This window comes from Micromonospora siamensis, from assembly GCF_900090305.1.
Taxonomy (GTDB): domain Bacteria; phylum Actinomycetota; class Actinomycetes; order Mycobacteriales; family Micromonosporaceae; genus Micromonospora; species Micromonospora siamensis.
The window spans coordinates 878,574-901,725 of record NZ_LT607751.1; the positions used below are offsets into that span (position 1 = coordinate 878,574).

Genomic DNA, 23,152 nt, shown 5'->3' on the forward strand with positions numbered 1-23,152 from the left:
TGCGGTTGAGTCGTCCGTGCTCTCAAGTCTGTAGCGCGGGCAGGAGGTGTCCCCGGTCCCGCCGAGCACGGGGGGACGAGCGGGCCCGGACGAGCCGGCCACCCGCTCAGAACGCCTCGTCGAGCGCCACCGTCCCCTCGACCGCCACCTGGTAGGCCGACACCCGCCGCTCGAAGAAGTTCGTCAGCTCCTGCACGTCCTGCAACTCCATGAACGGGAACGGGTTGCTCGACCCGTACGCCGGAGGAAGGCCGAGCCGGGCGAGCCGCGCGTCGGCGACGTACTCCAGGTAGCGGCGCATGTCGGTGGTGTTCATGCCCGGCAGGCCCTCCCCGCAGAGGTCGCGGGCGAACGCCAGCTCCGCCGCGACGGCCTCGTCGAGCATCCGCCGCACGTCCGCCTCCATCTCCGCGTCGAAGAGGGCCGGCTCCTCGGCGCGGACCGTGTCCACCACCGAGAAGGCGAACTCCATGTGCATCGACTCGTCGCGGAACACCCAGTTGGTGCCGGTGGCCAGCCCGGAGAGCAGGCCGCGCGAGCGCAGCCAGTAGACGTAGGCGAAGGCGCCGTAGAAGAACAGCCCCTCCACGCAGGCCGCGAAGCAGATCAGGTTGAGCAGGAACGCCCGCCGGTCGGCCCGGGTCTCCAGCCGGTGCAGGCTGCCGATCGAGTCGATCCAGCGGAAGCAGAACTCCGCCTTGTCCCGGATCGACGGGATGTGCTCGACCGCCGCGAACGCCTTCACCCGCTCCTCGTGGTCGGGCAGGTAGGTGTCCAGCAGGGTCAGGTAGAACTGGACGTGCACCGCCTCCTCGAAGAGCTGCCGCGACAGATAGAGGCGGGCCTCGGGGGCGTTGACGTGCTGATAGAGGTTGAGCACCAGGTTGTTCGCCACGATCGAGTCGCCGGTGGCGAAGAACGCCACCAGGCGGTGCACCAGGTGCCGCTCGCCGGGTGACAGCTTCGCCAGATCGGGTACGTCGGAGGCCAGGTCCACCTCCTCCACCGTCCAGGTGTTGCGGATGGCCGCCCGGAACCGCTCGTAGAACTCCGGGTAGCGCATCGGTCGCAGGGTCAGGTCCATGCCGGGATCCAGCAGCGTCGTCACTGGCAGGCCTCGCAGACGTCCGGGTTCTCCAGCGAGCAGGCGACGGCGTCGTCGTCGCTCGCCACGGGCAGGGTGAGCAGGGCCGGCCGGGACTGCGCCGGCACGGCGGCGGTCACCGTGGTCTGGGCGATCCGGGTGGCCGGGCGAGACCGCAGGTAGTAGGTCGTCTTCAGGCCGGCCCGCCAGGCGTACGCGTACATCGAGGAGAGGCGGCCGATGGTGGGGCTGGCCTGGAACAGGTTCAGCGACTGCGACTGGTCCACGTACGGCGCCCGGGCGGCGGCCAGGTCGATCAGCGCCTTCTGCGGCAGCTCCCACGCCGTACGGTGCAACGCCTTCAGCTCCGCCGGCAGGTCCAGCTCCTGCACCGACCCGTCGGCCCGCTTGATCGCCTCCCGGGTCGGCGCGTCCCACCGGCCCAGCCGCTTCAAGTCCGCCACCAGGTGCCGGTTGACCTGGAGGAACTCGCCGGAGAGCGTCTCCCGCTTGAACAGGTTCGACACCAGCGGCTCCACGCACTCGGCGCAGCCGGCGATCGACGCGATGGTCGCCGTCGGGGCGATCGCCACCAGCAGCGAGTTGCGCAGCCCGTGCCGGGCGACCTTCTCCCGCAGCACGGCCCACGCCTCCGGTCGGGTCGGTCGGGCGTCCGGCCAGTGGTCCGGGTGCAGCACCCCGCCCGCCGCCCGGGTCAGCGGGTACGCCGGGTGCGCCCCCAACGCCTCGGCCAGGTCGGCCGACGCGTCGTACGCGGCCAGGGCGATCTCCTCGGCGATCCGGGTGGACAGGGCCAGCGCCTCGGCCGAGTCGAACGGCAGCCGCAGCGCCGCGAACACGTCGGCCAGCCCCATCACGCCCAGCCCCAGCGGCCGCCAGCGCCGGTGCGCCGTCCCGGCCTCCTCGGTCGGGAACCAGTTCCGGTCGATCGCCCGGTCCAGCGCGCCCACCGCGATCCGCACCGTCTCGCCCAGCGTGGCGAAGTCGACCCCGCCGTCCACCAGGTGCGCGGCCAGGTTGATCGAGCCCAGGGTGCAGACCGCCGTCTCGTCGTCGCTGGTCACCTCCAGGATCTCGGTGCACAGGTTGGAGTGGTGCACCACCCCGCCGCCGTTGCCGACCTGGTTGCAGGTGCGGTTCGCCGCGTCGGAGAAGGTCATCCAGCCGTTGCCGGTCTGCGCCAGGGTGCGCATCATCCGGGCGTACAGGGTGCGGGCCGGCAGCGTGCGGACCGCCTTGCCGGCCGCCTCCGCCGCCCGGTACGCGGTGTCGAACTCCTCGCCCCACAGGTCGACCAGCTCCGGCACCTCCTTCGGGTCGAAGAGCGACCACTGCGCGTCCGCCTCGACCCGCCGCATGAACTCGTCCGGCACCCAGTTCGCCAGGTTCAGGTTGTGGGTCCGCCGGGCCTCGTCGCCGGTGTTGTCCTTGAGCTCCAGGAACTCCTCGACGTCGGCGTGCCAGGTGTCCAGGTAGACGCAGGCGGCACCCTTGCGCCGGCCGCCCTGGTTGACCGCGGCCACGCTGGCGTCCAGGGTCCGCAGCCACGGCACGATGCCGTTGGAGCGACCGTTGGTGCCCCGGATCAGCGACCCCCGCGAACGCACCCGGGACCAGGACACCCCGATCCCGCCGGCGAACTTCGACAGCCGGGCGATCTGCGTGTACCGCTGATAGATCGAGTCCAGCTCGTCGCGCGGCGAGTCGACCAGGAAGCAGGAGGAGAGCTGCTGGTGCCGGGCGCCCGCGTTGAACAGGGTCGGCGAGCTGGGCAGGTAGGCCAGCCGGGACATCCGCCGGTAGAGCGCGGCGGCCTCGGTGACGGTGTCCGACAGGCCGGTGGCGACCCGCAGCCAGAAGTGCTGCGGACGTTCCAGCACCGCCCGCGTGGTGGGATGCCGCAGCAGGTAGCGGTCGGTGAGCGTACGCAGGCCGAAGTATTCGAACGCGGCGTCGTGCGCGTGGTCGACCAAGCCGTCGAGGGCGTCGGCGTGCGCCGCGACGAAGCCGGCGAAGTCCGGGTCCAGCAGCCCCTCGGCGTACGCGACGGCGACGCTGTCGGAGAACCGCAGGATGCCCTGCTCCCGGGTCTCGTCGGCGGTCCGGGCGGCGAGCAGCCGGGCGGCCAGCTTCGTGTACGCGGGTTCCTCGGCGATCAGGCCGGCCGCCGCCGAGATGGCCAGCCCGGTCAGCTCCGCCGCGTCGGCCCGGGCGGTACGCCCCGACTCGACCAGGGCGAGGATCCGCTCCGGGTCGGTGTCGGGCAGGTCGTGCCGGTGCCGGTGCAGCAGTTCCCGCAGCGCGTCGACCGGGGGTGGGGCAAGGGTGGATGACGCCGTCACGTGCTCTCCTGGATGGTCGGTGTGGACCGTGGGGAGGGCACGACGGCACGCCGGAGCGCCGCCGGTCGGTGTGCCGGCGGTGTTCCGTTACGGCTCGACGGCCCTCCCACGAGGCCCCGAGGTGGTACGCGCACCCGGCGGGCACGCACTGCTGGCAGGTCTTCGGACTCGCGGGCGGGCGCGTTGGCGACGCGCTGGCCTACCGGCCGTCGCTTCCCGGGCCCCGTCGGGCCCAGTGCTCAGTTGACGGCTCTCGTTCCCGCTCACCGCTGCGGGGCAGCCCCGGATTCGCACCGGGTTCCCTGTTCGGCGCGACGCCTGGCAGGCGTCGACACCTGGCGGACCCGTCGGACGGGTCACACCAGCAACGAAAACGATCCTAGATGTAGTGGCTCGGAAAAAGCCAACACACCACATGCTGTGGGCGTGTCGGGCTCTAGAGTTTTCCGGGTTGGCATACAACCTGGACGGAGGCCGGGCCCGTCAGCGGGGTGGAATCACACACGAACGGGGTTGGGTGGATGCGGGCGGACCTGGAGCAGGAGTACGTCGAGTACGTCACCGCGCGGCTGCCGCTGCTGCGCCGGATCGCCAGCCAGCTCACCGGCGACCCGCACCGCGGTGACGACCTGGTCCAGACGGCGGTCACCCGGCTCTACGTCAACTGGCGGCGAGCCCGCGAGGCGCAGAACGTCGACGCGTACGTCCGGACGGTCCTGGTCCGGGTCTTCCTCGACGAGAAGCGCCGGCTCTGGTCCCGGGTACGCCTGACGGACGTCCCGCCGGAGCCGACGGCGAGGCCGCTCGGCGACGCGGTCGAGGACCGCGAACTGCTGCACGCCGCGCTGGCCCAGGTGCCGCCCCGGCAGCGGGCCGTGCTGGTGCTGCGCTTCCTGCACGACCGCCCGGTCGACGAGGTGGCCGCGACCCTCGGCTGCACCGCCGGCACCGTCAAGAGCCAGACCGCCCAGGGCCTGGCCCGCCTGCGCCGCCTGCTCGGTACCGCCGACTACGTGATCACGGGAGAGGCACGATGACTGACGGGAAGCTCCTCGAACCGCTGCGCGACTCACCGCTGCCCCCGTCCGGGGTGGACCTGCACCGGGCGGTACGCGACGGGCGGCGGCGGATCCGGCACCGCCGGATCGCCACCGCGGCCACCGCCGGACTCGCCGTCGTGGCGCTCGTCGCCACCGCGCCGACCCTGCTCGACCGCGGCGACCGGCCCGCGCCCCCACCCGTGGCCGCCGTGCCGACGGCGACCGGCACGCCGACCCCCGCCGCCCCGCTGCCCGACCGGGCGCCGGCCGCCTTCGACCCGGCCCGCCAGTACGCCGACCTCGGCTGGCTCCCCGCCGGTCTCACCGACCGGACCGTCGTCACCCGGTCCACGCAACTCACCCTGTACGCGGCGGCGCCCCAGCCCGGGGGGGAGGGGATGCGGCTCATGCTGCGGATGGTGCCCCGGGGCTCCGACATCGCCCTGGCCGACGACGACAACTTCGTCCGCCCCGCCGGGAGCGCCGGCACCTCCGGCCTGACCGCCGCCGAACCGGTCGCCGGCCGCCCCGCCTGGTGGAACCCGGTGGCCGTCGTCGGCCGGGGCGCCGCCCTGCGCTGGCAGTACGCCCCGGGCGCCTGGGCGGAGGTGGGCCTGATCAACGTGCCGGCGGGCACCGACCCGCAGGCCCTCGTCCGCCGGATCGCCCTCGACATCCGGTACGCCGTCGACCGCCCGATCCCCGTCCCGGTGGCCTTCCGCGCCCTGCCGTCCACACTGAAGCCGATGTCGTACCAGGTGACCACCCGACCCGGCGGCGGCTGGGACGCGCGCCTCGCCTACGGCACCGGCAAGCGCACGAAGTACGGCGACTGGCCGCTGACCGTGCAGCTGATGCCGCGTACCTCGGAGAAGGGTGACGGCTCGGTCCTCGCCGACCCCGACTCGACCATCGACGGTCACCCGGCCCGCCGCCGGACCTCTGGCGACGGCGGCGCCAGCCTCCAGGTCTACAACGTCCAGGGGCTGTACGTGGAGATCACCGCCAACGACGAGGCGACCCTGCGCGCCCTCGGCGGTGACCTGGACGGGCTGTTCCGTGGCACCACCTTCCGGCCCAGGATCAGCGACTGGCGGTGACACCCGATCGGGCGACGGATGCCCTCCGGTACCCGTCGCCCGGTTTGCGGTCGCTCCTGCCGGGAAGTCGGAGAAGGTGCGAGCGCTGATGAACAGGATCGAACAGAACTCATCCCTGGACCGGGTCGGTGACCGGCTCCAACGAGCCGTCCAGGCCACCCTGCGTCCGCAGCGGGTCCGCGACCTGCTGCACGGGGTGTGGCTGGGCCACCCGCTGCACCCGGCGATGGTGCAGGTGCCGGTCGGCGCCTGGATCAGCGCCGCGGTGGTCGACCTGCTGCCCGGCCAGCGGCGCGCGGCGACCACGCTGGTCGCCCTGGGCACCGTCAGCGCGGTGCCGGCGGCCGTGGCCGGCCTCAACGACTGGGCCGCCCTCTCCCGCGACCAGCGCCGGATCGGACTGGTGCACGCCGCCGCCAACTCCGTCGGGCTGGCGCTCTACGCCGGTTCGCTGGCCGCCCGGCTCAACGGCCGGCACGGCAGCGGGCGGGCGCTGGCGTACCTGGGGCTGAGCGCCGCCAGCCTGGGGGCGTACGTCGGCGGGCACCTGGCGTACAAGCAGGGCGCGCAGGTCAGCCAGAGCGTCTCCGAGCTGCACCGGATGAGCGACGAGTGGCAGGCCGTGGCCGACCTGGCCAGCCTGCCGCAGCGTGAACTGGTCACCCGCGAGGTGGACGACGTGTCGGTGATCCTCTACCGGCACGGCGACGAGGTCACGGTGATGCTGGAGCGGTGCCCGCACCAGAGCGGACCGCTCGGCGAGGGCGAGGTGCAGGAGATCGACGGGCACGCCTGCGTGGTCTGCCCCTGGCACGGCAGCGCCTTCCGGCTCAACGGGGGCGAGGTCGTGCAGGGTCCGGCGGCCACCGACCAGCAGCTCCTGCCGACCCGGGTGGTCGATGGCGTCCTCCAGACCCGCATCCCCTGACCGATCACGCGCCGCTCCCGGCCGGGTGATGGCACGTCTTGGGGCTTCCCGGCCGGGTGTTGGCGTGTCTTGCGGCATGCCGTGCTCCCGCCCCGAGGGCGCGGGGCAGGTCAGTCGCGGCGGTGCCGCCCGGAGATCAGTGCCCGGGCGGCCCGGACCGGGCGGCGACGCAGCCCGAGCACCGCGCCGATCTGTGCCCCGACGATGCTGGCGACGGCGAGCACCGCGCTGACGGCCAGCGGACGGTTCATCCCGTCGTCGTCGCTGGCCCGGGCCGCTCCGGCGGCCATCGCCGGTGGCGCCCCCGCCGGCTGCGCGGCCGGGGGCAGCGGCTGCTGGTTCGGCGCCGGCCGACCGGTGTTCCCGCCCTGGCTCGGGCCGGCCGCCCCACCGGGATTCGCAGGTCCGCCGGGGCCGGAGGTGTCCGGGCCGGCGTGGCCCTCGGGCGCGGGCGATCCGGGCGGGGTGGCCGCGGGTGGGTGCGGTGACGGGCGCCGGGGCGTCGAGCCGGCCTCCACCAGCCGGCCGGTGGCGTGCCGGCGGGCACCCGTGTCGTCCGCCCGCGCCGGGAGCTTGATCAGCTGCCCGGGCTGGATCCGGTCGGCGTCGGGCAGCCGGTTCAGCGCGGCCACCTCCCGGTAGCGCCCGAAGTCGTCCAGGTACCGTTCGGCCACCTCGCCCAGGTAGTCGCCCTCGGCGACCCGGTACACCGGGGTGCCGGCCGCCGGTTGCGCGCTCTGCGTCGACAGGGCAGCCGTCAGGTGCGTACCCGTCGAAGGGCCGGCGTGGGCGGTGACCGGCAGCGTCGCCACGGTCGGGTGCGGCGCGGACGCCACCGTGGCCGCGCTCGCGGCCGGGGCCGCCGCGAGGATCAACGCCACCGAACCGACCAGGGCGGCCGCCGCCCGCTGCTGGCGGCGCATCCCGGGCAGCCGGGGCGCCGGGCGGCGCAGGGTCTGCGCACCCAGTTCCACGAGTACGGAGAAGGCGAACGTGGCCCAGCCGAACCAGCCGAGCACCGCCAGCGCCCGCAGGAAGAGCTGGCCGTCGTCGCGGCTGGTCAGCGTGGTGCCGACCTCGGCGAGGGTGGGCAGGTGGTCGGGGAGCGGGTTGCCGGCGAAGGCCAGCAGCGCCACCGGCGCACCGGCGAGCACCGCGCAGAGCACGACCAGCGCGCCGAACCCGGTGAGGATCTGCCCGGCCCGCCGTACGGCGGAGCCACGGGATGCGGCCATGGCTGCCTTCCTTCCCTACGGTTCCTCGGTGATCGCCCGGGCGGTGGCCTCGCCCGAGACGGTGACGGTGTTGCCGAAGCCGAAGAGGCCGAGCAGGTAGCGGTCGTAGGTGACGGTCACCCGGACGCGGATCCGCTTCTCGCCGTCCACGACGGGGAACGTGACGGTGTGGCCGGCGACGTCGGCCGCGGCCAGGTAGCCGGCCACGGCGGCCCGGGCGGCGTCCTCGTCGATCTCCTTCGGCCCGCCCTCGATGGCCCGGGCGCGGTCGATGGCCTGCCCGCCGGAGCGGGCCGCCTCGGCGGCCAGGTTGTCGGCGCGCTGCATGGACCGCAGCTGGCCGGCGCCGTCGAACGCCAACCCGATCACCACCAGCACGCCGGTCATCGCCGCGGCCAGGAACAGGCTGACCCGGCCGGCGTCGCGGCGGCCCGGCCCGGTCATCCCCGGCTCCGGTAGCGGTCCAGCGGCGAGGTGAACCGCGCCGACACGGTGGTGCCGTCCGGCATGCCGGGGGCGGTCGACAGCTGGATGTCGGCGTACGAGACCACGCAGGTGACCCGGACCGAGACGGTGGCGACCTGCCCCGGTCCGCTGGCGAACGCCGCGTCGAAGCTGGTGGACACGCCGCCCACCGAGCCGCTGAAGCTGAGCTGCGGGGCGCCCTCGCAGTTGAGCCGCTGCCAGTCCAGTGACTCGGTCACCGCGTTCCCGGCGGCCTCCCGGGCGGCGCCGGCGGTACGCGAGATCGAGGCGGCCCGGGCCGCGTCGTGCGCCGCCGACCCGATCGCCTCCTGCGCGATCGCCGTCCGCCCCGCCACCCCGGCGAGCACCAGCAGCGCGATGAACGCCGGGGCGAGCACCGCCACCTCGACGGAGACCGAGCCCCGCTCGGCGCGCCCGGTCACGGCGCCGTCCACCGTTCGACCGTCCCGTGCGCCCGCTGCTCCACCGGGAAGCTCACGCCGGGGACGACGGAGAGGGACCTGCCGGTCACCGTGCAGGTCACGCCGCCCCCGTCGACCACGCAGGTCGGCCCCGGATCGTTCCAGCCCACCAGCCAGTCCCCGGCCGCGTTCAGGAAGGCGACCGCGCGGGCCTCGCCGGCCCCGGCCGGTGCGGCCTGGACCCGTTGCGCGGTGACCGCGCTCTGCGCCGCGTTCAGCGCGGTGGCCCGGGCGACGAACCAGGCGGCGACCTGGATCGAACCGAAGAGCAGCACGAACACCACCGGCATCACCACCGCCAACTCGACCGGGTTCGCCCCCCGGTCCCGCTGCCACCGGGGCACGGGCGCGCCGGTACGCCGGACGGCGGTGGCCGCCCGGCGGGGGCCGGCGGTGGCTGGACGGCGCATCGATCGTCCCTACGGGGCCGGGTCCGGAATGGCGTCCATCCAGCCCTGGGCCTTGGTCGCGACGATGCCGGTGACGATGACCGCCGCGGCCACCAGACCGAAGATGATCACGGCGGTGGGCACCGGGCTGTCGCCGCGTTCACCGTCGCGGCGCAACTCGGCCAGCCGCGTGCTCAACGCGGCGTGCAGGTAGGCGAAGAGGTGCATGGCGTGCTCCTTCTGTCGGGGTGTGTTCACAGGCGGGCCACGAACGGGTAGACGGCGAAGCCCAACAGGACGAAGACCAGCAGCGCGCCCGGGATGTCGAGCCGGCTGGTGACCCCCTCGGCGCGGGCCAGGTTGTCGGTGCGGATCTGATCCCGCAGCGCGTCGGCGCGGCTGCGCAACGTCTCGTGCACCTGGGCGCCCTCGCTGCCCGACGAGCGCATGATCGCGCCCACGTCGCCCAGCTCCGGGATGCCGATCCGGTCGGCCAGGTCCCGCAGCTCGTCCCAGGGGGAGTGCATCTGCATCTGGGCGATCCGCAGGGACTCCCGGATCCGGTCGAAGACCCAGCCGTCGCAGACGGTCGCCGCCCGCTCCAACGCCTGCACCGGCCCGTGCGCGGCGGACAGTTGCAGGGCCACCAGGTCCAGGTAGGTGCAGACCGCCTGGCGGAACTCGTCCCGGGCGGCGTCCGCGCGGGTCAGCACCGCCCGGTGGGCGAGCACGGCGGCGAGCACCGCCATCGCCAGGCTGCCCAGCACCGGCACGGCGACCGGAACACCGACGCCCATCAGGAACAGCCCGGCCGCGATCAGGGTCGGCGAGACCAGGCCGATCAGCGCGGAGAGCAGCAGCGAGAAGGTGTACTGCTCGGGGGTGCGGTCGATCAGGGCGAGTTGCCGGTGCGGCGGGCGCAGCCAGCGGGACAGCCCGCCCAGCCACTCCAGCCGGCGGCCGGCCGGGCCGGCGGGTGCGACACCCGGCGGCTGGTGCAGCCGGCGCAGCGCCGGACCGAGCGCCGGGGCGGCCGGGACCGCCTCCCGGACCAGCAGGAACAGGCCCAACCCGACCACCGCCCCGCCGACCACGGCGAGGGTGAGCTGCCAGTTGAGGATCATGTGCCCCGGCCTTCGGTCGGGGCGGCGGGACGCGCCGGCACGCCGTTCACGCGACGACCTCCTGCGGGTCGGGGGCCGGCAGGAAGCGGGCCGGTCGGGGCGGCTGACTCATCGACCGCACCCAGACCAGCAGGCTGATGAAGGCGACGCCGAGGAGCGTCATCACGAACTGCCCGACCGGCGTCCCGTACGGGCGGATGTACTCGGTGTTCACCAGCCCGTACGCCAGGGTGGCGAGGGTCATTCCGGTCAGGAACCGGACCGCGAACCGCGGCTGGGTGCGCTTGGCCTCGATCTCCCGCCTCGTGGTCACCTCGGCCGCGGCGGCGGAGGCGATCGACCCGAGCACGTCGCCGAGCCGCTCGCCCCGGTCGGTCAGGTGCAGGATCAGTGCGGCGACCACCTGGTCGCAGACCGGGTCCCCGATGTCGTCGGCGAACGCCAGCAGGGCGGAGCGGGCCAGCCAGCCGGCCTGGAGCCGGGCGGCGAGCAGGCGTACCTCCTCCTGGATCTCCTCCGGCACCGTGTTGATGGTGCCGACGATCGACTGCTGGAGGCCCTGCCCGGTGGCGGAGACGTCCTTGAGCCGGCGGGTCCACTCGCCGACCGCCTCGATCCGTTCGATGGCCCGCTGTTCGGCCTTGCCCACGCCGAGCAGCCACGGCGTGCCGGGCACCGCCACCGCCACCAGCAGGCCGACCACGGGCAGGCCGGTGACCAGGAAGGCGAGCGCGCCGGCCAGCAGCGCCCCGCCGAGCAGCAGCCGGCGGGACCGCTGCTCGTGCGGGCTGCCGCCGGTGAGCCCGAGGCGGTCCAGCGGGCTGCGGGCCCCGGGCCGGGGCCCGGCGGGCCGGCTGGTGCCGACCAGCGCCACCACCGCCAACACCAGCCCGGCCACGCAGGCCGCCCCGGAGACCATGGCGATCAGCTCGATGTCGCTGGTCATCGCGGGTTCCCCCGACCGGCGAGCCGGGTGTGCCGGGGCCGCCGCCAGGCACCCTGCCCGGCCTCGATGAACCGGGTCAGCAGCCGCGCGTCGTAGCCGACCCGCAGCAGCTGGTCGCGGACCCGTTCCGGCAGGTGCCGGGGTACGGCCCGACCGTCCGGCCCGGGACCGAAGACCGTGGTGGTGGTGATCCGGTTGCCCTCGCCGACCCCGATCACCTCCTCCACGTGGGAGACGAACCGGTGCTTGCGCCCGCCGATCGCGGTCTCGTCCTCCACCGTCACGTAGACGATCAGGTCGAGGGCGTTGCCGGCCATCCGGCGGGCCTGCTCGACCGTCATCTCCCGGCCGTGGGCCAGCGCCAGCTCGATGATCCGCTCGCTCACCCCGGCGGGCGTACGGGCGTGGATGGTGCACATCGACCCGCGGCTGGTGGTCATCGCCTGGAGCATCGGGACGATCTCCCGGGACCGGACCTCACCGACGATGATCCGCAGCACGCCCATCCGCAGCGACACCGGGATGAGGTCGGCGATGCTCACCTCCCCGGCGGGCCGGCCGTCGGCCCCGCGCTCGCCGTGCCCCTCCCGGGCCTCGAAGCTCATCACCGCCCGGTGCTTGATCCCGCGTCGGGTGGGCAGCAGCTCCCGGCTCTCCTCCAGCAGCACGTACGGCTCGTCGGCCGGGATCTCGTCCATCAGCGCCCGGATGACGGTGGTCTTTCCCGCCCCGGCCAGCCCGGCGACCATGATGTTCAGCCCGGCCCGCATCGCGGCGCGGAGGAAGTCCCGCAGCAGCGGGTCGATCATCTCGTCCAGGTCGGCCCGGGTGCCGCAGATGTCGTCCAGGCTCACGTCGAGGGTGTTGTGCTTGCGGATCACCGCGTACGGGCGGTGGGTGACCAGGAAGACCGCGGCGAGTCGGCTGCCGTCGGGCAGTTGCAGGTCCAGCGTCGGCTTGGAGGTGGAGAGCGAGCGTTCGGTGGCACCGGCCCGGCGGGCCGCCGCCTGGAGGATCTCCACCAGCTCGTCGTCGCTGTCGGCGATCGGCTCGGCCCAGTCGACGCCGCCGCCGTGCCGGGTGATGCGTACCTGGTCGCAGCCGAGGATGTGCACCTCCTCGATGCTCTCGTCGACCAGCAGCGTCTGGAGCCGGCCCAGGCCGACCAGTTCGGCGGTCACCTGGTCGAGCAGCAGCCGCTCCTCGCCGGCTGCCATCGGGGTGCCCGCCCGGCGCACCGAGTCCGCGTACGCCGAGACCACGGCGACCGCGAGCCGGGCCCGCTCGATGTCCTCCTCGTCCGGGTTGAACTCGCGGCCCCGCTGCCAGAGGGTGAGCCGTTCGGTCAGCTCCCGGCGCAGCTCGCGGACCACCGCGAAGTCCACCCGGGGGCGGGGCGCCTCGGGCGGGGCGGGCGGCAGCACCGCCACCGGCTGCCCGGGCATCGGCGCGGTGGCGTGCGGGTAGCGGCCGTTGACCGGCGGCACGATGGACGTGGCGCCCGGCTGCTCGCCGCGCGGGTCGTGGAAGACCGGCTCAAACCGCATCCGGCACCCCCTGGGCGACCGGCCAGCCCAGCCGCGCCCGGCGGCGTTCGAGCATCGCCCGGACCGGCACCTCCAGGGCGGCGGCCGCGCGGATCAGCGGCCGGCCGGCGCGTACGGTGCCGCCGAGGCTGAGCACCTGGGCGGTACGCGTGTCCTCCGGCAGCCGGGCGATCACCGGCACGCCGAGGGCCTTGCTGACCTCGCCGTTGCCGTGGCCGGGCCCGACCAGCAGCAGCCGCAGCGTGCCCGGCGGCACCCGGTGCTCGGCGAAGTCCCGCTCGATCGCCCGGATCATCGCCCGGGTGCCGGAGAGATCGGGCAGGTGGGCCCGGGTCACCAGCAGGACCACGGCGGCGGCGCGCAGCAGCGGCCACGGCGGGCCGGGCACCTGCAACCGCCCACAGTCGACCAGCACGTCGTACGGCGGGTGGCCCTTCTCCAGCTCGGCGAAGAAGTCGGTGAACCGCTGCCAGAGCGGGGTGACGCTGCCGGCCTGGACGGGGTCGACCACGCCGGGCAGCAGCAGCCGCTCCCGCTTCGGCGCGTCCAGGTCGACCAGCTGCGACCAGAACGCCTGCTCCAGGTTGCCGTCGCGCAGCTCGCCCACGGCCAGCTCGCCGATGCCCCGGGGCCCGTCGAGCGCTCCGCCCAGGTAGCCGGCGAGGATCGACCCGCCGGCCGGGTCGGCCTCGGCGAGCACCAGCCGGCGGTGCCAGCTCAGCGCGCAGGCCAGTGCCGAGGTGGTGACGCCCGGCGAGCCCTTGGCCGACACCAGCGCGATGATCGCCATGCTCAGGCCGCCTCGGTGAGCACGAGCGCGACCCGGTCCTGGGCGGCCAGCACCACCACGGCCGGTACGTCCCGCGTGGCCAGCGCCAGGTAGACCACGACGTCCCCGCTCTTCGGCGTGTACGTGTCGATGACGGTGGCCGTGAAGCGGGTGGTGGTGGCCGGTTTGTCGCTGCCGTCGTCGTTGCGGGCCGGGGTGCCGACCAGCTGCACCTTGTCGCCGGGATGCAGCTTGCGGGCGGGCACCCGGGCCGGGTCGAGCCCGAGCGACACCTGCTGCTGCCCGGGGCCGAGCAGCGGACCGTCGGTCAGCTGGCGCATGGTGAGCAGCGTCCCGGGGACCAGCGACACGGCGGCCCGCTTGCCGACCACGTCGGCGATCCGCTGCGCCGGCACGGGCGAGAGGCCCTGCCCGCCGGCGACCTGCACCGAGACCAGGTCGTCGGCGCCGAGGACCCGACCGACCTCGACCGGCCGGGCCACCGCGAGATAGCTGCCGGTGGCCCGGACGGAGGTGACGGCGAACGCCGCGCCCAGCCCGCCCAGGGCGATCAGCAGCACGGCCAGCCCGAGCAGCCCGGGCCGGGTACGCCGCTGGCGGACCACCTTCGGCGGGGCGACCGGCGCGTCGACCGGCCCGGGGTTGTTCTGGGTCACCAGGCTCATCGGGTCTTCTCCGTCCGCTCCGGGGCGCCGGTCATCCGGTCACCACCTGGAGTTCGTCGATCTCGATCGGCACCACGTTGCTGGTGCGGGTGAGCGGGAAGCTGTCGCTCTGCCCGCCGCCTTCCCAACTGACCGTCCAGTGGGTGGTGGCGCGGATCCGGTACGTCCTGGCCTGCGCGTAACCCTGGTCGTAGCCGCAGTCGGGCGAGGTCAGGCCGGCCCGCGGGCCGTCCACCACGTAGGGCGTGCCGGGGCCGGTGCAGGTGACGGTGTCCCCGTTGTCCATGTCCCAGACGATCCGGTCGACGGTGGCGCTGAGCGCGACGGTCAGGCCCCGGTCGGACGCGGAGGCGTGCAGCGGGCCGAAGTAGTTGGGGCCGGGACTGGCCCACATCCAGACCGGGAGGCCGACCAGGCCGGGGCCCTTGCCGCGCCGGGGGGCCACCTTCAGCCGGGGTGGCAGCAGCTCGATCGAGGCCAGCGCCTGCCGGGCCAGCTCGGCGGGGTCGGGTGGCGCCTCGAAGCCGCCCGGGGCGGCGTCCAGCAGCACCGTCTCCTGGGCGCCCAGGTCACCGCCGTTGCAGGTCTTGACGTACCACTGTTTGCCCTCGACCACGCTGGGCTGGGGCTCGGCCAGCTTGTAGTAGCAGCCGTCTGCGTTGTTGAACCAGCCGAGCAGGTCGTCGTGGCAGGGCAGCGCCCGGCCGTTCCACTGGCACTTCGCGGCGGGACCGTCGGTGGAGCCACCCCCGCCGGTGCTGCCGCCGGTGTCCCCACCGGTGCCGCCGCCGCCCGGCCCGCCGGGCAGTCCGGGATCGTCGTCCCAGATGCTGCAGTCGTTCTGGCCGGCGGGGCACTCGACGTCCGGGCCGCCGCGCAGCGCCGCCCCGGCCGGGCCGACCGCGCCGAGCACCAGCAGCAGGGCGAGCGCCGCCCCGGCCAGTCCACGCCGGGCCGCGGTCAACACGGCTGGTCCTGGTGGCTGGCGCTGGTGCTGATCAGCCAGCGGCCGTCGGGGTACCGGGTGGCGGTGGCGGTGGCCAGCCAGCGCCCACCCCGGGCACCGGGGACGGGGCGGTGGTCCTTGGCGTAGACCAGCCGCCAGCCGGTCGCGTCCAGGCAGTCCTGGATCTCGACCGTGGGTGGCGTCGACGCCAGGTCGACCGAGGTCACGGTGGGATCGGAGACCAGTTTTCCGGTACGCATCGCGCCGTGCTCCTTCGCCTCACGAATTGCCAGGCGGACTCGGGTGAGCAGGGGGTCGGCCGCATATCGGGCCAGTTCCGGATGGCGGGGATCGCCGCGCCGGCTCGCCGTTCCGGATGCCGCCAGATATCCGGAATACGCGGCCAGCGCCGCCTTTCCGGCCGCCTCCTCGGCGGCGGCGTCGGGGCGGGCCTCGGCGGCGGCCGGCGCGCCGGGAACCGGTTCCCCGCTGGGCTGCGCGGCGCCACCGCAGCCGGTGGGAATTCCGGCGGCGACGGTGACGACAAGGCATGTTGCCCAGCGGCGGGAATGCCGTACTCGCAACGCCGCGTCCTCCTCGCTGGCGGCCCGGCCACCGGTGCGGTCAGCGGCTTCCGGGCATGCGGAAGCGCGCCCGGAAGATGCCGGCCGGGCCGGAAAGGAACGCGTCCGCATTTACATCTGTGGAAGTTGTGCGTTATCGGTGAGTCGATGTCTCCTGTGGTCTCCGACGCCTGCTGTCGGGGGTTGCGTCGTACCCAAGGGGCGAGCATAGGCTGACGTCCGCCGATGCAACAGAGGCAATTCATTCGAACACGCAGAGTGATGTGAGGTGGTGGTGGTCGATGTCCAGGCTGTCCGGGGCATCCCTGCCGTTTCTCGCGCCATCCGGAACACTGCGGCGATCGTGAGGTTACTTTCCGTGTCCGCCTCGTTGGCTCCAGAGCCGCCCGTCGCCACCGCTCACCGGGGATCGGCCCTGCTCGCGGTGCTGGCCGTCGCGCCCGCCTGCCGCTACGCGGTCGCCCGGTACGCCGTACCCCAGGGCACCGCCGACCGGGCGGCGTGCGACGGCTGCGCCACCCCCATCCGGCTGGACCGGCCGTGGCCGGCGCTCGGCCCGACGGCCCGCTGCCCCGGCTGCCGCCGCCGGATCGGCGCACCACCCTGGACCGTCGAGACGGCCCTGCTGGCGGTGCTGCTGGTGGTCGCCCTCGCCGACCGCCCACCGGCCGAGGGGGGTGCGCTGGCCTGGTGGCTCGCCTGGGCGGTGCCCCTGGTCGGAGTCGACACCGCAGTGCACCGGCTGCCCGACCGGCTCACCTGGCCGGCCGCCGCGGGCACGCTGGCGCTGCTCGGGGTGGCGGCGTGGACCGGCCCCGGGAGCGGGGCATGGCTGCGCGCCGTCGCGGCGGCGGTCCTGCTCGCGCTCCTCTTCGCCGGCACCACCCTGCTGCTGGGGCGGCGCGGGTTCGGGCTCGGCGACGCCAAGCTGGCGCTGGGCGGCGGCGCGCTGCTCGGCTGGTACGGCTGGCCGCTGCTGCTGGTCGGGCCGGCGCTGGCCTGCGTGTTCTCCGCGGTGACCGGGCTGGTCCTACTGGCGGCCCGGCGGGTCCGCTGGTCCAGTCACCTGCCGTTCGGCCCGTTCCTGGTCCTCGGCACGCTGGCCGCGCTGGCCCTGACCTGGTGACCCCGCCCGGGTGGGTCAGGCCGTCGCCGTTGGGCCCGCCATCCGCTCCAGCACCGCCTCCAGATCCCCGAAGGCGTACGCCCAGTTGTGGCACTTGAAGCTGCGCAGGTCCTCCACCGGCGTGCGGCAGTCCACGCAGTACACCCCGGCGATGGCGTCCGGCACCTCGGTGTTGACGTACTTGCGGTCACCGAGGATCACGCGGGCGATCATCGCCGGGTCGTGCACCCCGGACAGGGCCGACGACACGATGTCGAGCCAGTTCACCCGCCGGCCGCACTTCGGGCAGTCCGGGGTGTCCCCGCTGACCCACAGCGGGGCGCCGATGCTGTGCGGGGGCATGTTCAGCAGCTTCTCGATCCGGCGTACGTCGTGCTCACAGGTGACCCAGCGGTGCGCGCCGGGCAGCGCGGCCGGTGAGTCGTACACGGCCTTGAACAGGACCGCGTCCACCTCCACGGTCTCCCGTTGACGGGTCATCGGCGTCCCTCCTCGACGATCGGTGCCCCCCACCGTGGGCCCGGCCGGCGACCGGTGCAGCCGGATCAACGACAGCGGACACCCGCACGGAACGGGACCGGTTCGTGACAGACGGGTCAGCGCGGCGACACGAGCGGTGCTAGACATTCAGGCGCCAGCAGTGCGGTGCCGGAGGGGAGTCGACGTGTCCAGTGAGCCGACGAGCGGGCCGGCGGATGCCGAGGTCCGGCCGAACGTGGCCCGGATGTACGACTACTACCTCGGTGGCTGCCACAACTTTGCCGCCGACCGGGCCGCCGCCGAGAAGGTCCTGGAGATCTTCCCGGACACCGGGGTGGCCGCCCAGACCAACCGGGCGTTCCTCCGCCGTGCCGTCCGGTACGCGGCGCAGCGGGGCGTCCGGCAGTTCCTCGACATCGGCGCCGGCCTGCCCACCCAGGGCAACGTGCACGAGGTGGTCCGCGCGGTGGCCCCCGACTCCCGCGTGGTCTACGTCGACTCCGACGAGGTGGCCGTCGCGTACGCCCGCCGGCTGCTGCCCGAGGACGGCCGTACGGTGGCCGTCCGGGGCGACCTGCGCCGGCCCGCGGAGATCCTGGCCGACCCGCAGGTACGCGGCCTGATCGACCTCGCCGAGCCGGTGGCGGTGCTGGTGGTCGCGGTGCTGCACTTCGTTCCCGACGCCGACGACCCGTACGCGGCGGTGGCCGGGCTGCGCGCCGCGACGGTGCCCGGCAGCCTGCTGGTGCTGTCGCACCTGACCATGGACGGCGCCCCGGCGACGGCGGCCCAACAGGGCCAGGCGGTCTACCGGCGCAGCAGCGCCCCCCTGGTGCCCCGCTCGTACGCCGAGGTCGAGCGCTTCTTCGACGGCTACGACCTGGTCGAGCCGGGGCTGGTCCGGTTGGCGCAGTGGCGGCCGGACGGGGAACCGCAGGCCGGGGTGTCGCACGGCTACGGTGCGGTCGGCGTGCGCCGCTGAGGCGGTGGCGCGGCGGTTCCGAGAAATTCCTCGACCGCGCATGTCGATCCGCGGGCACGGCGTGCGTCGTGATGTCGTACCGACAATGACCGGGACGACGGGAGACCGACCGTGAAGTACATGCTGTTGATCCAGAGCGCCGGCAACCCGGAGGAACTCGACGCCGCCACCGTGGCCGACGGGAGCACCTTCGAAGACTGGGTGAGCTTCGACAAGACGATCCGGGACTCCGGCGTCTACGTCTCCGGTGAGTCGCTGGCCGACCTGACCACCGCCACCACCGTCCGGGTCAGCCCGTCGGGGGAGCGGCTGATCACCGACGGCCCGTTCGCCGAGACCCGCGAGGTGCTCGGCGGCTACTACGTCATCGACGTACCCGACCTGGACGTCGCGCTGGACTGGGCGGCCCGCTGCCCGGGCTCGCGTGGCGGTGGCTCGGTCGTGGTGCGCCCGGTCGCGAACTTCGACGTGTGAGCGGCGAGGACGCCTCCACCGGCGTGGGCCCGACGTCGTCGGTCGCCTCGTCGGTGGAGGCCGTCTTCCGGGAGGAACGCGGCCTGCTGCTCGCCGCTCTGGTCCGCCGCTTCGGCGACCTCGACCTGGCCGAGGAGGTCACCTCGGAGGCGGTCGAGGCGGCGCTTCGGCACTGGCCGGTCGACGGCGTACCGGCCCGACCCGGGGCCTGGCTGCTGACCACCGCGCGGCGCCGGGCGGTGGACCGGCTGCGCCGGGACCGCAGCGCGGCGTTCCGCCTCGCCCTGCTCCAGGCCGAGGCGGAACGCGCGCCCGCCGTGCCGCCGCCGGACACCGCCGGTGACCTGCCCGACGAACGGCTGCAACTCTTCTTCACCTGCGCCCACCCGGCGCTGTCGGCCGAGGACCGTACCGCCCTGACGCTGCGCTGCCTGGCCGGCCTGGGCACGCCGGAGGTGGCCCGCGCGTTCCTCGTGCCACCGGCCACCATGGCGCAGCGGATCGTCCGCGCCAAGAAGAAGATCCGCGAGGCACGGATCCCCTTCCGGGTGCCCGACCCGGACGAGCTGCCTGATCGGTTGCCCGGCGTCCTCCAGGTCGTCTACTCCGTCTTCACCGAGGGCTACGCGGCCAGCGCCGGCCCCGACCTGCAACGTGCCGACCTCGCGGAGGAGGCGATCCGGCTGGCCCGGCTGCTGCGCCGGCTGCTCCCCGCGCAACGCGAGGTGGCCGGCCTGCTGGCGCTGCTGCTGCTGATCCACGCCCGGCGCGAGGCCCGCACCGGCCCGAACGGCGAGCTGGTCCTCCTCGACGACCAGGACCGCGGCCGGTGGGACCGCGCCATGATCGAGGAGGGCCGGGCCCTGGTGCGGGTCGCGCTGACCGGCGGTCCACCCGGGGTGTACGGGGTGCAGGCCGCGATCGCCGCCCTGCACGACGAGGCCGCCGACGTCGCCACCACCGACTGGCCGCAGGTGGTGGCCCTCTACGACGTGCTGTACGCGCTGACCCCGTCGCCGGTGGTGGCCCTGAACCGGGCGGTTGCGGTGGCCATGCGGGACGGCCCGGAAGCCGGGCTGCTCCTCCTCGACGAACTGGCCGGCGAGCCGCGGCTGCGCGGGCACCACCCGTACCACGTGGCCCGGGCGGAGCTGCTGCGTCGGGTGGGCCGGCTGCCGGAGGCCGCGCGGGCGTACCGGCGGGCGCTGGAGCTCGCCGGCACCGAGCCGGAGCGGGCCCACCTGCGTCGGGCGTTGGCGGCGTTGCCGTCCGACGTCGGCTGACTACCTCAGAGCGGTTCTTCGCGCTCACGCAGCAGGTTGTGGACCCGGTCGGGTACCCGCAGCCGGTCGTCGGCGCAGAGCCGACACAACTGCTCCGGACGCCGGTCGGGGTCCACGGTGAGCCGGGCCAGCTCGTCGAAGAGCGCCGCCCGTTCGTCGTCGACCGGCTCGTGTGGCCGGGGCATCGCACCCCATGCGTCCCAGGGCAGCAGCTCGGTCCCACCGAGGGCGGCGGCGTCCCGCATCAGATTGCCGGCGATCCACCACCAGCCGCCCTCACCCGCGGCGGCCAACCCGTACGCGTCCGGGTCGGCGCCGCCCGCGCGGCAGCGCAGCCACGCCTCACCGGCCACCACGAACCGGTCGCGCGGCACGTCGGTCACGTCGAAGTCGATCCCGAACAGGTCCCGCTGCCGCTCGTCGAGCTGGCCGTCGACCAGCGTCCACCGCTGTCGCCCGGCGTCCCAGCACTCGGCCACCCAGTGGTCCTCGTACCGTCCCTCGGCGAGGTAGTCGGCGAAGCCGCATCGCGCCCGAGCCGGCACGCCCCGGGCGCGCAGCACGCTGACCAGGAACAGGGTGAAGTGCCGGCAGACACCCGCCACCCGTCGCTGCGGCTCGCGTGGGACGTCCAGCGGTCGGTCGGAGCGTTCGACGATCCGGGCCAGCAGTTCGGCGACCGATCGCAGGTGGACGGTCTGCCGGTTGGTGTCCGACAGGTTCACCCCGTACCGCTGGGTGTGATGCTCGTGGATGAGTAGTCCGTGCCCGGCGCGCGCGATCCCCGCGAGGTCCGCGGGTAGCGCGTCGAGCAGCGGGGCGTACGCCCCGGCATCGGTGAAGCGGCCCGGCCGGTCGAAGTCCTCCATCGGTGCCTCCCTGGTTCGGTGGCCCGCTACGGGACGACGGGCCGCTGGGCGGGGTCGTTCAGGACGCCGTCGTCCGGTGCCTGGTGACAGCGGCGTCGGCGAGCTGGACGAGAAGTTCGTCGCCGCCGGGCTTGTTGCCCTCCTCCTGGATGGCCACCAGATCGGTGCCGACCCGGACGGGCAGGCAGTCCCACCGCATCGTGTCGGGGCCGGTCCCCGAGCTCTGGCGCCCGTGCACGCTCTCGTCGCCGAGCCGCGGTCCCGGGGCGATCGCGTAACGGGAGACGAAGCCACCGGCTCCGTCGGACACGAGGACGCTGGGGCAGCGGGCGACGAGGGTGCGCAGGTCGGCCACGGCGGTGGCCGAGCCCGTCGGAAGTGCCACGTCCGTCGCGGGGGTGGCCGAGGAACCGCAGGCGGCCACCACGACGACGGCCGCCACCGCGATCGAACGGCGTTGCACCAGATTGAGCATCGGCCGACTCCACGTCTCGGGCGTGAGGCGTCAGGCTAGCCAATATGCGGCCTCCGAGGTGTCCCTCGGTTGTGCGATCGGGGCGTCCCGACGGCCTGCTCATCGAACGAAACTTCCGAAAGTTTCGGAGACGCCGACGCTCCGCGTACTGCGGGCAATGGCCGGCCGAAGCCGGCCATATCGACATTGACCGATCACTGGCTCATCGGTATCGTCCGATGTCAGTTACCGGAACATCACCGAAAAGTTTCGGAGCCGTGGCCCGCAAGAGCGGGGCTTCGGGCCGCCCCTCAACGAGCGCAGAGGAGTGTCATGACACGTCTGACGAGACATGGCGGCCACCGGCTGGCGGTGGCCGCCGCCAGCGCCCTCGCCGTGGTCGCCGCGGCGCTGGTGGTGCCCAGCCTGGCGCAGGCGGCCAGCACGCTGGGCGCCGCCGCGGCGCAGTCCGGCCGGTACTTCGGCACCGCCATCGCCGGCGGGCGGCTGGGCGACTCGGCGTACACCACCATCGCCGCGCGCGAGTTCAACATGGTCACGGCCGAGAACGAGATGAAGCCGGACGCGACCGAGCCGCAGCAGAACGTCTTCAACTTCTCAGCCGGCGACCAGATCTACAACTGGGCCAACAGCCGCGGCATCAAGGTCCGCGGGCACACCCTCGCCTGGCACTCCCAGCAGCCGGGCTGGATGCAGAACATGTCCGGCAGCACGCTGCGCAACGCCATGATCAATCACATCAACGGCGTGATGGGCCACTACAAGGGCAAGCTCGCCGCGTGGGACGTGGTCAACGAGGCGTTCAACGAGGACGGCAGCCGCCGCCAGTCCAACCTCCAGGCCACCGGGAACGACTGGATCGAGGTGGCGTTCCGGACCGCCCGGGCCGCCGACCCCTCGGTCAAGCTCTGCTACAACGACTACAACATCGAGAACTGGAGCTACGGCAAGACGCAGGGCGTCTACCGCATGATCCAGGACTTCAAGTCCCGCGGTGTGCCCATCGACTGCGTCGGCCTCCAGACCCACTTCACCGGCGGCAGCTCGCTGCCCGGCAACTTCCAGACCACGCTGTCGAGCTTCGCCGCCCTCGGGGTCGACGTCGCGCTGACCGAGGTCGACGTCACCAACGCCTCCACCACCCAGTACGCCGGGCTCACCCAGGCCTGCGTGAACGTCCCGCGCTGCATCGGCATCACCGTCTGGGGCGTACGCGACAGCGACTCCTGGCGCTCCGGCGAGAGCCCGCTGCTCTTCGACGGCGGCGGCAACAAGAAGGCCGCGTACACCTCGGTCCTCAACGTCCTCAACGGCGCCGGTCCGGCACCCACCGGCACCGCGACGCCGACCGCGGGCCCGACCACGCCGCCGCCGAGCACCGGCGGCGCCAACAAGATCGTCGGTAGCCAGTCGGGTCGCTGCATCGACGTGCCCAACAGCTCGCGGACCAACGGCACCCGGGTCCAGCTGTACGACTGCCACGGCCAGACCAACCAGCAGTGGACCTGGACCGCCAGCAGGCAACTCACCGTGTACGGCAGCATGTGCCTCGACGCCGCCGGTTCCGGCAACAGCTCGGCGGTGCAGATCTACAGCTGCAACGGCCAGGCCAACCAGCAGTGGAACGTCAACGCCAACGGCACCATCACCGGCGTCCAGTCCGGCCGCTGCCTCGACGTCTGGGGCACCGGCAACGGACAGCAGGTCCAGATCTACGACTGCAACGGTCGGGCCAACCAGCAGTTCCGGCTCGTACCCGTCGGTTAGCGGCGGCG

25 protein-coding genes and 1 riboswitch are annotated in these 23,152 nt (G+C 73.8%); of the genes, 8 read left to right on the forward strand and 17 right to left on the reverse strand.

The features are described 5' to 3' along the window. Positions 1 to 106: 106 nt before the first annotated feature. Both GA0074704_RS04085 and GA0074704_RS04090 read right to left on the reverse strand, forming a co-directional pair. On the reverse strand, positions 107 to 1,084 hold the full coding sequence (locus GA0074704_RS04085) for a ribonucleotide-diphosphate reductase subunit beta (RefSeq protein WP_088973433.1): 978 nt from the start codon (positions 1,082 to 1,084) through the stop codon (positions 107 to 109). Positions 1,085 to 1,104: 20 nt separating this feature from the next. Further along, positions 1,105 to 3,447: a ribonucleoside-diphosphate reductase subunit alpha gene (locus GA0074704_RS04090; RefSeq protein WP_197697592.1), complete on the reverse strand. Its 2,343-nt coding sequence runs from the start codon at positions 3,445 to 3,447 to the stop codon at positions 1,105 to 1,107. Positions 3,448 to 3,583: 136 nt separating this feature from the next. Then, a riboswitch (cobalamin riboswitch) is annotated at positions 3,584 to 3,784 on the reverse strand. Between the two features lie 184 nt (positions 3,785 to 3,968). Between GA0074704_RS04090 and GA0074704_RS04095 the strand changes: the two genes are divergently transcribed. From GA0074704_RS04095 to GA0074704_RS04105, 3 genes are all read left to right on the forward strand, one after another. Further along, complete coding sequence (locus tag GA0074704_RS04095; RefSeq protein ID WP_088969254.1) at positions 3,969 to 4,484, forward strand: SigE family RNA polymerase sigma factor; 516 nt, start codon at positions 3,969 to 3,971, stop codon at positions 4,482 to 4,484. Then, positions 4,481 to 5,587, forward strand: a complete 1,107-nt coding sequence (locus GA0074704_RS04100) for a hypothetical protein (RefSeq protein WP_088969255.1) — start codon at positions 4,481 to 4,483, stop codon at positions 5,585 to 5,587. The genes GA0074704_RS04095 and GA0074704_RS04100 overlap by 4 nt, the downstream gene beginning before the upstream one ends. A gap of 88 nt (positions 5,588 to 5,675) precedes the next feature. After that, complete coding sequence (locus GA0074704_RS04105) at positions 5,676 to 6,515, forward strand: Rieske 2Fe-2S domain-containing protein (protein ID WP_231926754.1); 840 nt, start codon at positions 5,676 to 5,678, stop codon at positions 6,513 to 6,515. Positions 6,516 to 6,625: 110 nt separating this feature from the next. On the opposite strand, the gene GA0074704_RS04110 is transcribed toward GA0074704_RS04105, so the two are convergent. From GA0074704_RS04110 to GA0074704_RS04165, 12 genes are read right to left on the reverse strand one after another with little or no spacing between them, the layout of a single operon-like run. Beyond that, positions 6,626 to 7,750, reverse strand: coding sequence for a LysM peptidoglycan-binding domain-containing protein (locus tag GA0074704_RS04110; RefSeq protein WP_088969257.1), 1,125 nt, complete (start codon positions 7,748 to 7,750; stop codon positions 6,626 to 6,628). A gap of 15 nt (positions 7,751 to 7,765) precedes the next feature. Next, positions 7,766 to 8,194: a pilus assembly protein TadG-related protein gene (locus GA0074704_RS04115; protein ID WP_088969258.1), complete on the reverse strand. Its 429-nt coding sequence runs from the start codon at positions 8,192 to 8,194 to the stop codon at positions 7,766 to 7,768. Next, positions 8,191 to 8,670 (reverse strand): TadE/TadG family type IV pilus assembly protein, encoded by a 480-nt coding sequence (locus GA0074704_RS04120; protein ID WP_088969259.1) that lies wholly within the window; start codon positions 8,668 to 8,670, stop codon positions 8,191 to 8,193. The genes GA0074704_RS04115 and GA0074704_RS04120 overlap by 4 nt, the downstream gene beginning before the upstream one ends. Beyond that, a complete protein-coding gene (locus tag GA0074704_RS04125; RefSeq protein ID WP_088969260.1) occupies positions 8,655 to 9,107 on the reverse strand; it encodes a TadE/TadG family type IV pilus assembly protein in 453 nt (150 codons plus the stop codon). Before GA0074704_RS04125 ends, GA0074704_RS04120 begins: the two co-directional genes overlap by 16 nt. Positions 9,108 to 9,116: 9 nt before the next feature. After that, the gene (locus GA0074704_RS04130; RefSeq protein WP_088973435.1) at positions 9,117 to 9,314 is read right to left on the reverse strand and encodes a hypothetical protein; all 198 of its coding nucleotides are present in this window, start codon (positions 9,312 to 9,314) and stop codon (positions 9,117 to 9,119) included. Positions 9,315 to 9,340: 26 nt separating this feature from the next. Beyond that, positions 9,341 to 10,207, reverse strand: coding sequence for a type II secretion system F family protein (locus tag GA0074704_RS04135; RefSeq protein ID WP_088973436.1), 867 nt, complete (start codon positions 10,205 to 10,207; stop codon positions 9,341 to 9,343). 49 nt (positions 10,208 to 10,256) lie between these two features. Next, positions 10,257 to 11,204, reverse strand: coding sequence for a type II secretion system F family protein (locus GA0074704_RS04140; protein WP_377471434.1), 948 nt, complete (start codon positions 11,202 to 11,204; stop codon positions 10,257 to 10,259). Next, the gene (locus tag GA0074704_RS04145; protein WP_088969262.1) at positions 11,153 to 12,703 is read right to left on the reverse strand and encodes a CpaF family protein; all 1,551 of its coding nucleotides are present in this window, start codon (positions 12,701 to 12,703) and stop codon (positions 11,153 to 11,155) included. Before GA0074704_RS04145 ends, GA0074704_RS04140 begins: the two co-directional genes overlap by 52 nt. Next, the gene (locus GA0074704_RS04150; RefSeq protein ID WP_088969263.1) at positions 12,693 to 13,493 is read right to left on the reverse strand and encodes a P-loop NTPase family protein; all 801 of its coding nucleotides are present in this window, start codon (positions 13,491 to 13,493) and stop codon (positions 12,693 to 12,695) included. The genes GA0074704_RS04145 and GA0074704_RS04150 overlap by 11 nt, the downstream gene beginning before the upstream one ends. Before the next feature lie 2 nt (positions 13,494 to 13,495). After that, positions 13,496 to 14,158 carry an SAF domain-containing protein gene (locus GA0074704_RS04155; protein ID WP_088969264.1) on the reverse strand — a complete coding sequence of 221 codons (663 nt, stop codon included), beginning with the start codon at positions 14,156 to 14,158 and terminating at the stop codon, positions 13,496 to 13,498. 31 nt (positions 14,159 to 14,189) lie between these two features. Further along, complete coding sequence (locus tag GA0074704_RS04160; RefSeq protein WP_172880403.1) at positions 14,190 to 15,125, reverse strand: hypothetical protein; 936 nt, start codon at positions 15,123 to 15,125, stop codon at positions 14,190 to 14,192. Continuing rightward, entirely contained in the window at positions 15,119 to 15,688 is a 570-nt protein-coding gene (locus GA0074704_RS04165) for a hypothetical protein (RefSeq protein ID WP_088969266.1), read from the reverse strand. Before GA0074704_RS04165 ends, GA0074704_RS04160 begins: the two co-directional genes overlap by 7 nt. Before the next feature lie 358 nt (positions 15,689 to 16,046). Between GA0074704_RS04165 and GA0074704_RS04170 the strand changes: the two genes are divergently transcribed. Next, positions 16,047 to 16,814, forward strand: a complete 768-nt coding sequence (locus GA0074704_RS04170; protein ID WP_231926755.1) for a prepilin peptidase — start codon at positions 16,047 to 16,049, stop codon at positions 16,812 to 16,814. A gap of 15 nt (positions 16,815 to 16,829) precedes the next feature. On the opposite strand, the gene GA0074704_RS04175 is transcribed toward GA0074704_RS04170, so the two are convergent. Then, entirely contained in the window at positions 16,830 to 17,294 is a 465-nt protein-coding gene (locus GA0074704_RS04175) for a hypothetical protein (protein ID WP_088969267.1), read from the reverse strand. A 184-nt stretch (positions 17,295 to 17,478) separates the two neighbouring features. Here GA0074704_RS04175 and GA0074704_RS04180 point away from each other — a divergent pair, with 184 nt between their 5' ends. From GA0074704_RS04180 to GA0074704_RS04190, 3 genes are all read left to right on the forward strand, one after another. After that, a complete protein-coding gene (locus tag GA0074704_RS04180) occupies positions 17,479 to 18,276 on the forward strand; it encodes an SAM-dependent methyltransferase (protein WP_331716644.1) in 798 nt (265 codons plus the stop codon). A 120-nt stretch (positions 18,277 to 18,396) separates the two neighbouring features. After that, the gene (locus GA0074704_RS04185; RefSeq protein ID WP_088973439.1) at positions 18,397 to 18,750 is read left to right on the forward strand and encodes a YciI family protein; all 354 of its coding nucleotides are present in this window, start codon (positions 18,397 to 18,399) and stop codon (positions 18,748 to 18,750) included. Further along, positions 18,747 to 20,033, forward strand: coding sequence for an RNA polymerase sigma factor (locus GA0074704_RS04190; protein ID WP_377471428.1), 1,287 nt, complete (start codon positions 18,747 to 18,749; stop codon positions 20,031 to 20,033). The genes GA0074704_RS04185 and GA0074704_RS04190 overlap by 4 nt, the downstream gene beginning before the upstream one ends. A gap of 5 nt (positions 20,034 to 20,038) precedes the next feature. On the opposite strand, the gene GA0074704_RS04195 is transcribed toward GA0074704_RS04190, so the two are convergent. Further along, positions 20,039 to 20,902, reverse strand: a complete 864-nt coding sequence (locus GA0074704_RS04195; protein WP_088969268.1) for a transglutaminase-like domain-containing protein — start codon at positions 20,900 to 20,902, stop codon at positions 20,039 to 20,041. Positions 20,903 to 20,960: 58 nt separating this feature from the next. Continuing rightward, positions 20,961 to 21,377, reverse strand: a complete 417-nt coding sequence (locus GA0074704_RS04200; protein ID WP_088969269.1) for a hypothetical protein — start codon at positions 21,375 to 21,377, stop codon at positions 20,961 to 20,963. 312 nt (positions 21,378 to 21,689) lie between these two features. Here GA0074704_RS04200 and GA0074704_RS04205 point away from each other — a divergent pair, with 312 nt between their 5' ends. Further along, positions 21,690 to 23,144, forward strand: a complete 1,455-nt coding sequence (locus tag GA0074704_RS04205; RefSeq protein ID WP_088969270.1) for an endo-1,4-beta-xylanase — start codon at positions 21,690 to 21,692, stop codon at positions 23,142 to 23,144. Positions 23,145 to 23,152: the final 8 nt, after the last annotated feature.

Excerpts from the sequence above, each read along its gene's own strand:
- GA0074704_RS04205 (WP_088969270.1), top strand. The coding sequence starts at position 21,690 with ATGACACGTCTGACGAGACATGGCGGCCACCGGCTGGCGGTGGCCGCC.
- GA0074704_RS04095 (WP_088969254.1), top strand. The coding sequence starts at position 3,969 with ATGCGGGCGGACCTGGAGCAGGAGTACGTCGAGTACGTCACCGCGCGG.
- GA0074704_RS04195 (WP_088969268.1), bottom strand. The coding sequence starts at position 20,902 with ATGGAGGACTTCGACCGGCCGGGCCGCTTCACCGATGCCGGGGCGTAC.
- GA0074704_RS04185 (WP_088973439.1), top strand. The coding sequence starts at position 18,397 with ATGCTGTTGATCCAGAGCGCCGGCAACCCGGAGGAACTCGACGCCGCC.
- GA0074704_RS04125 (WP_088969260.1), bottom strand. The coding sequence starts at position 9,107 with ATGCGCCGTCCAGCCACCGCCGGCCCCCGCCGGGCGGCCACCGCCGTC.
- GA0074704_RS04200 (WP_088969269.1), bottom strand. The coding sequence starts at position 21,377 with ATGCTCAATCTGGTGCAACGCCGTTCGATCGCGGTGGCGGCCGTCGTC.
- GA0074704_RS04145 (WP_088969262.1), bottom strand. The coding sequence starts at position 12,703 with ATGCGGTTTGAGCCGGTCTTCCACGACCCGCGCGGCGAGCAGCCGGGC.
- GA0074704_RS04105 (WP_231926754.1), top strand. The coding sequence starts at position 5,676 with ATGAACAGGATCGAACAGAACTCATCCCTGGACCGGGTCGGTGACCGG.
- GA0074704_RS04175 (WP_088969267.1), bottom strand. The coding sequence starts at position 17,294 with ATGACCCGTCAACGGGAGACCGTGGAGGTGGACGCGGTCCTGTTCAAG.
- GA0074704_RS04150 (WP_088969263.1), bottom strand. The coding sequence starts at position 13,493 with ATGGCGATCATCGCGCTGGTGTCGGCCAAGGGCTCGCCGGGCGTCACC.
- GA0074704_RS04155 (WP_088969264.1), bottom strand. The coding sequence starts at position 14,158 with ATGAGCCTGGTGACCCAGAACAACCCCGGGCCGGTCGACGCGCCGGTC.
- GA0074704_RS04110 (WP_088969257.1), bottom strand. The coding sequence starts at position 7,750 with ATGGCCGCATCCCGTGGCTCCGCCGTACGGCGGGCCGGGCAGATCCTC.
- GA0074704_RS04115 (WP_088969258.1), bottom strand. The coding sequence starts at position 8,194 with ATGACCGGGCCGGGCCGCCGCGACGCCGGCCGGGTCAGCCTGTTCCTG.
- GA0074704_RS04085 (WP_088973433.1), bottom strand. The coding sequence starts at position 1,084 with ATGGACCTGACCCTGCGACCGATGCGCTACCCGGAGTTCTACGAGCGG.
- GA0074704_RS04130 (WP_088973435.1), bottom strand. The coding sequence starts at position 9,314 with ATGCACCTCTTCGCCTACCTGCACGCCGCGTTGAGCACGCGGCTGGCC.
- GA0074704_RS04100 (WP_088969255.1), top strand. The coding sequence starts at position 4,481 with ATGACTGACGGGAAGCTCCTCGAACCGCTGCGCGACTCACCGCTGCCC.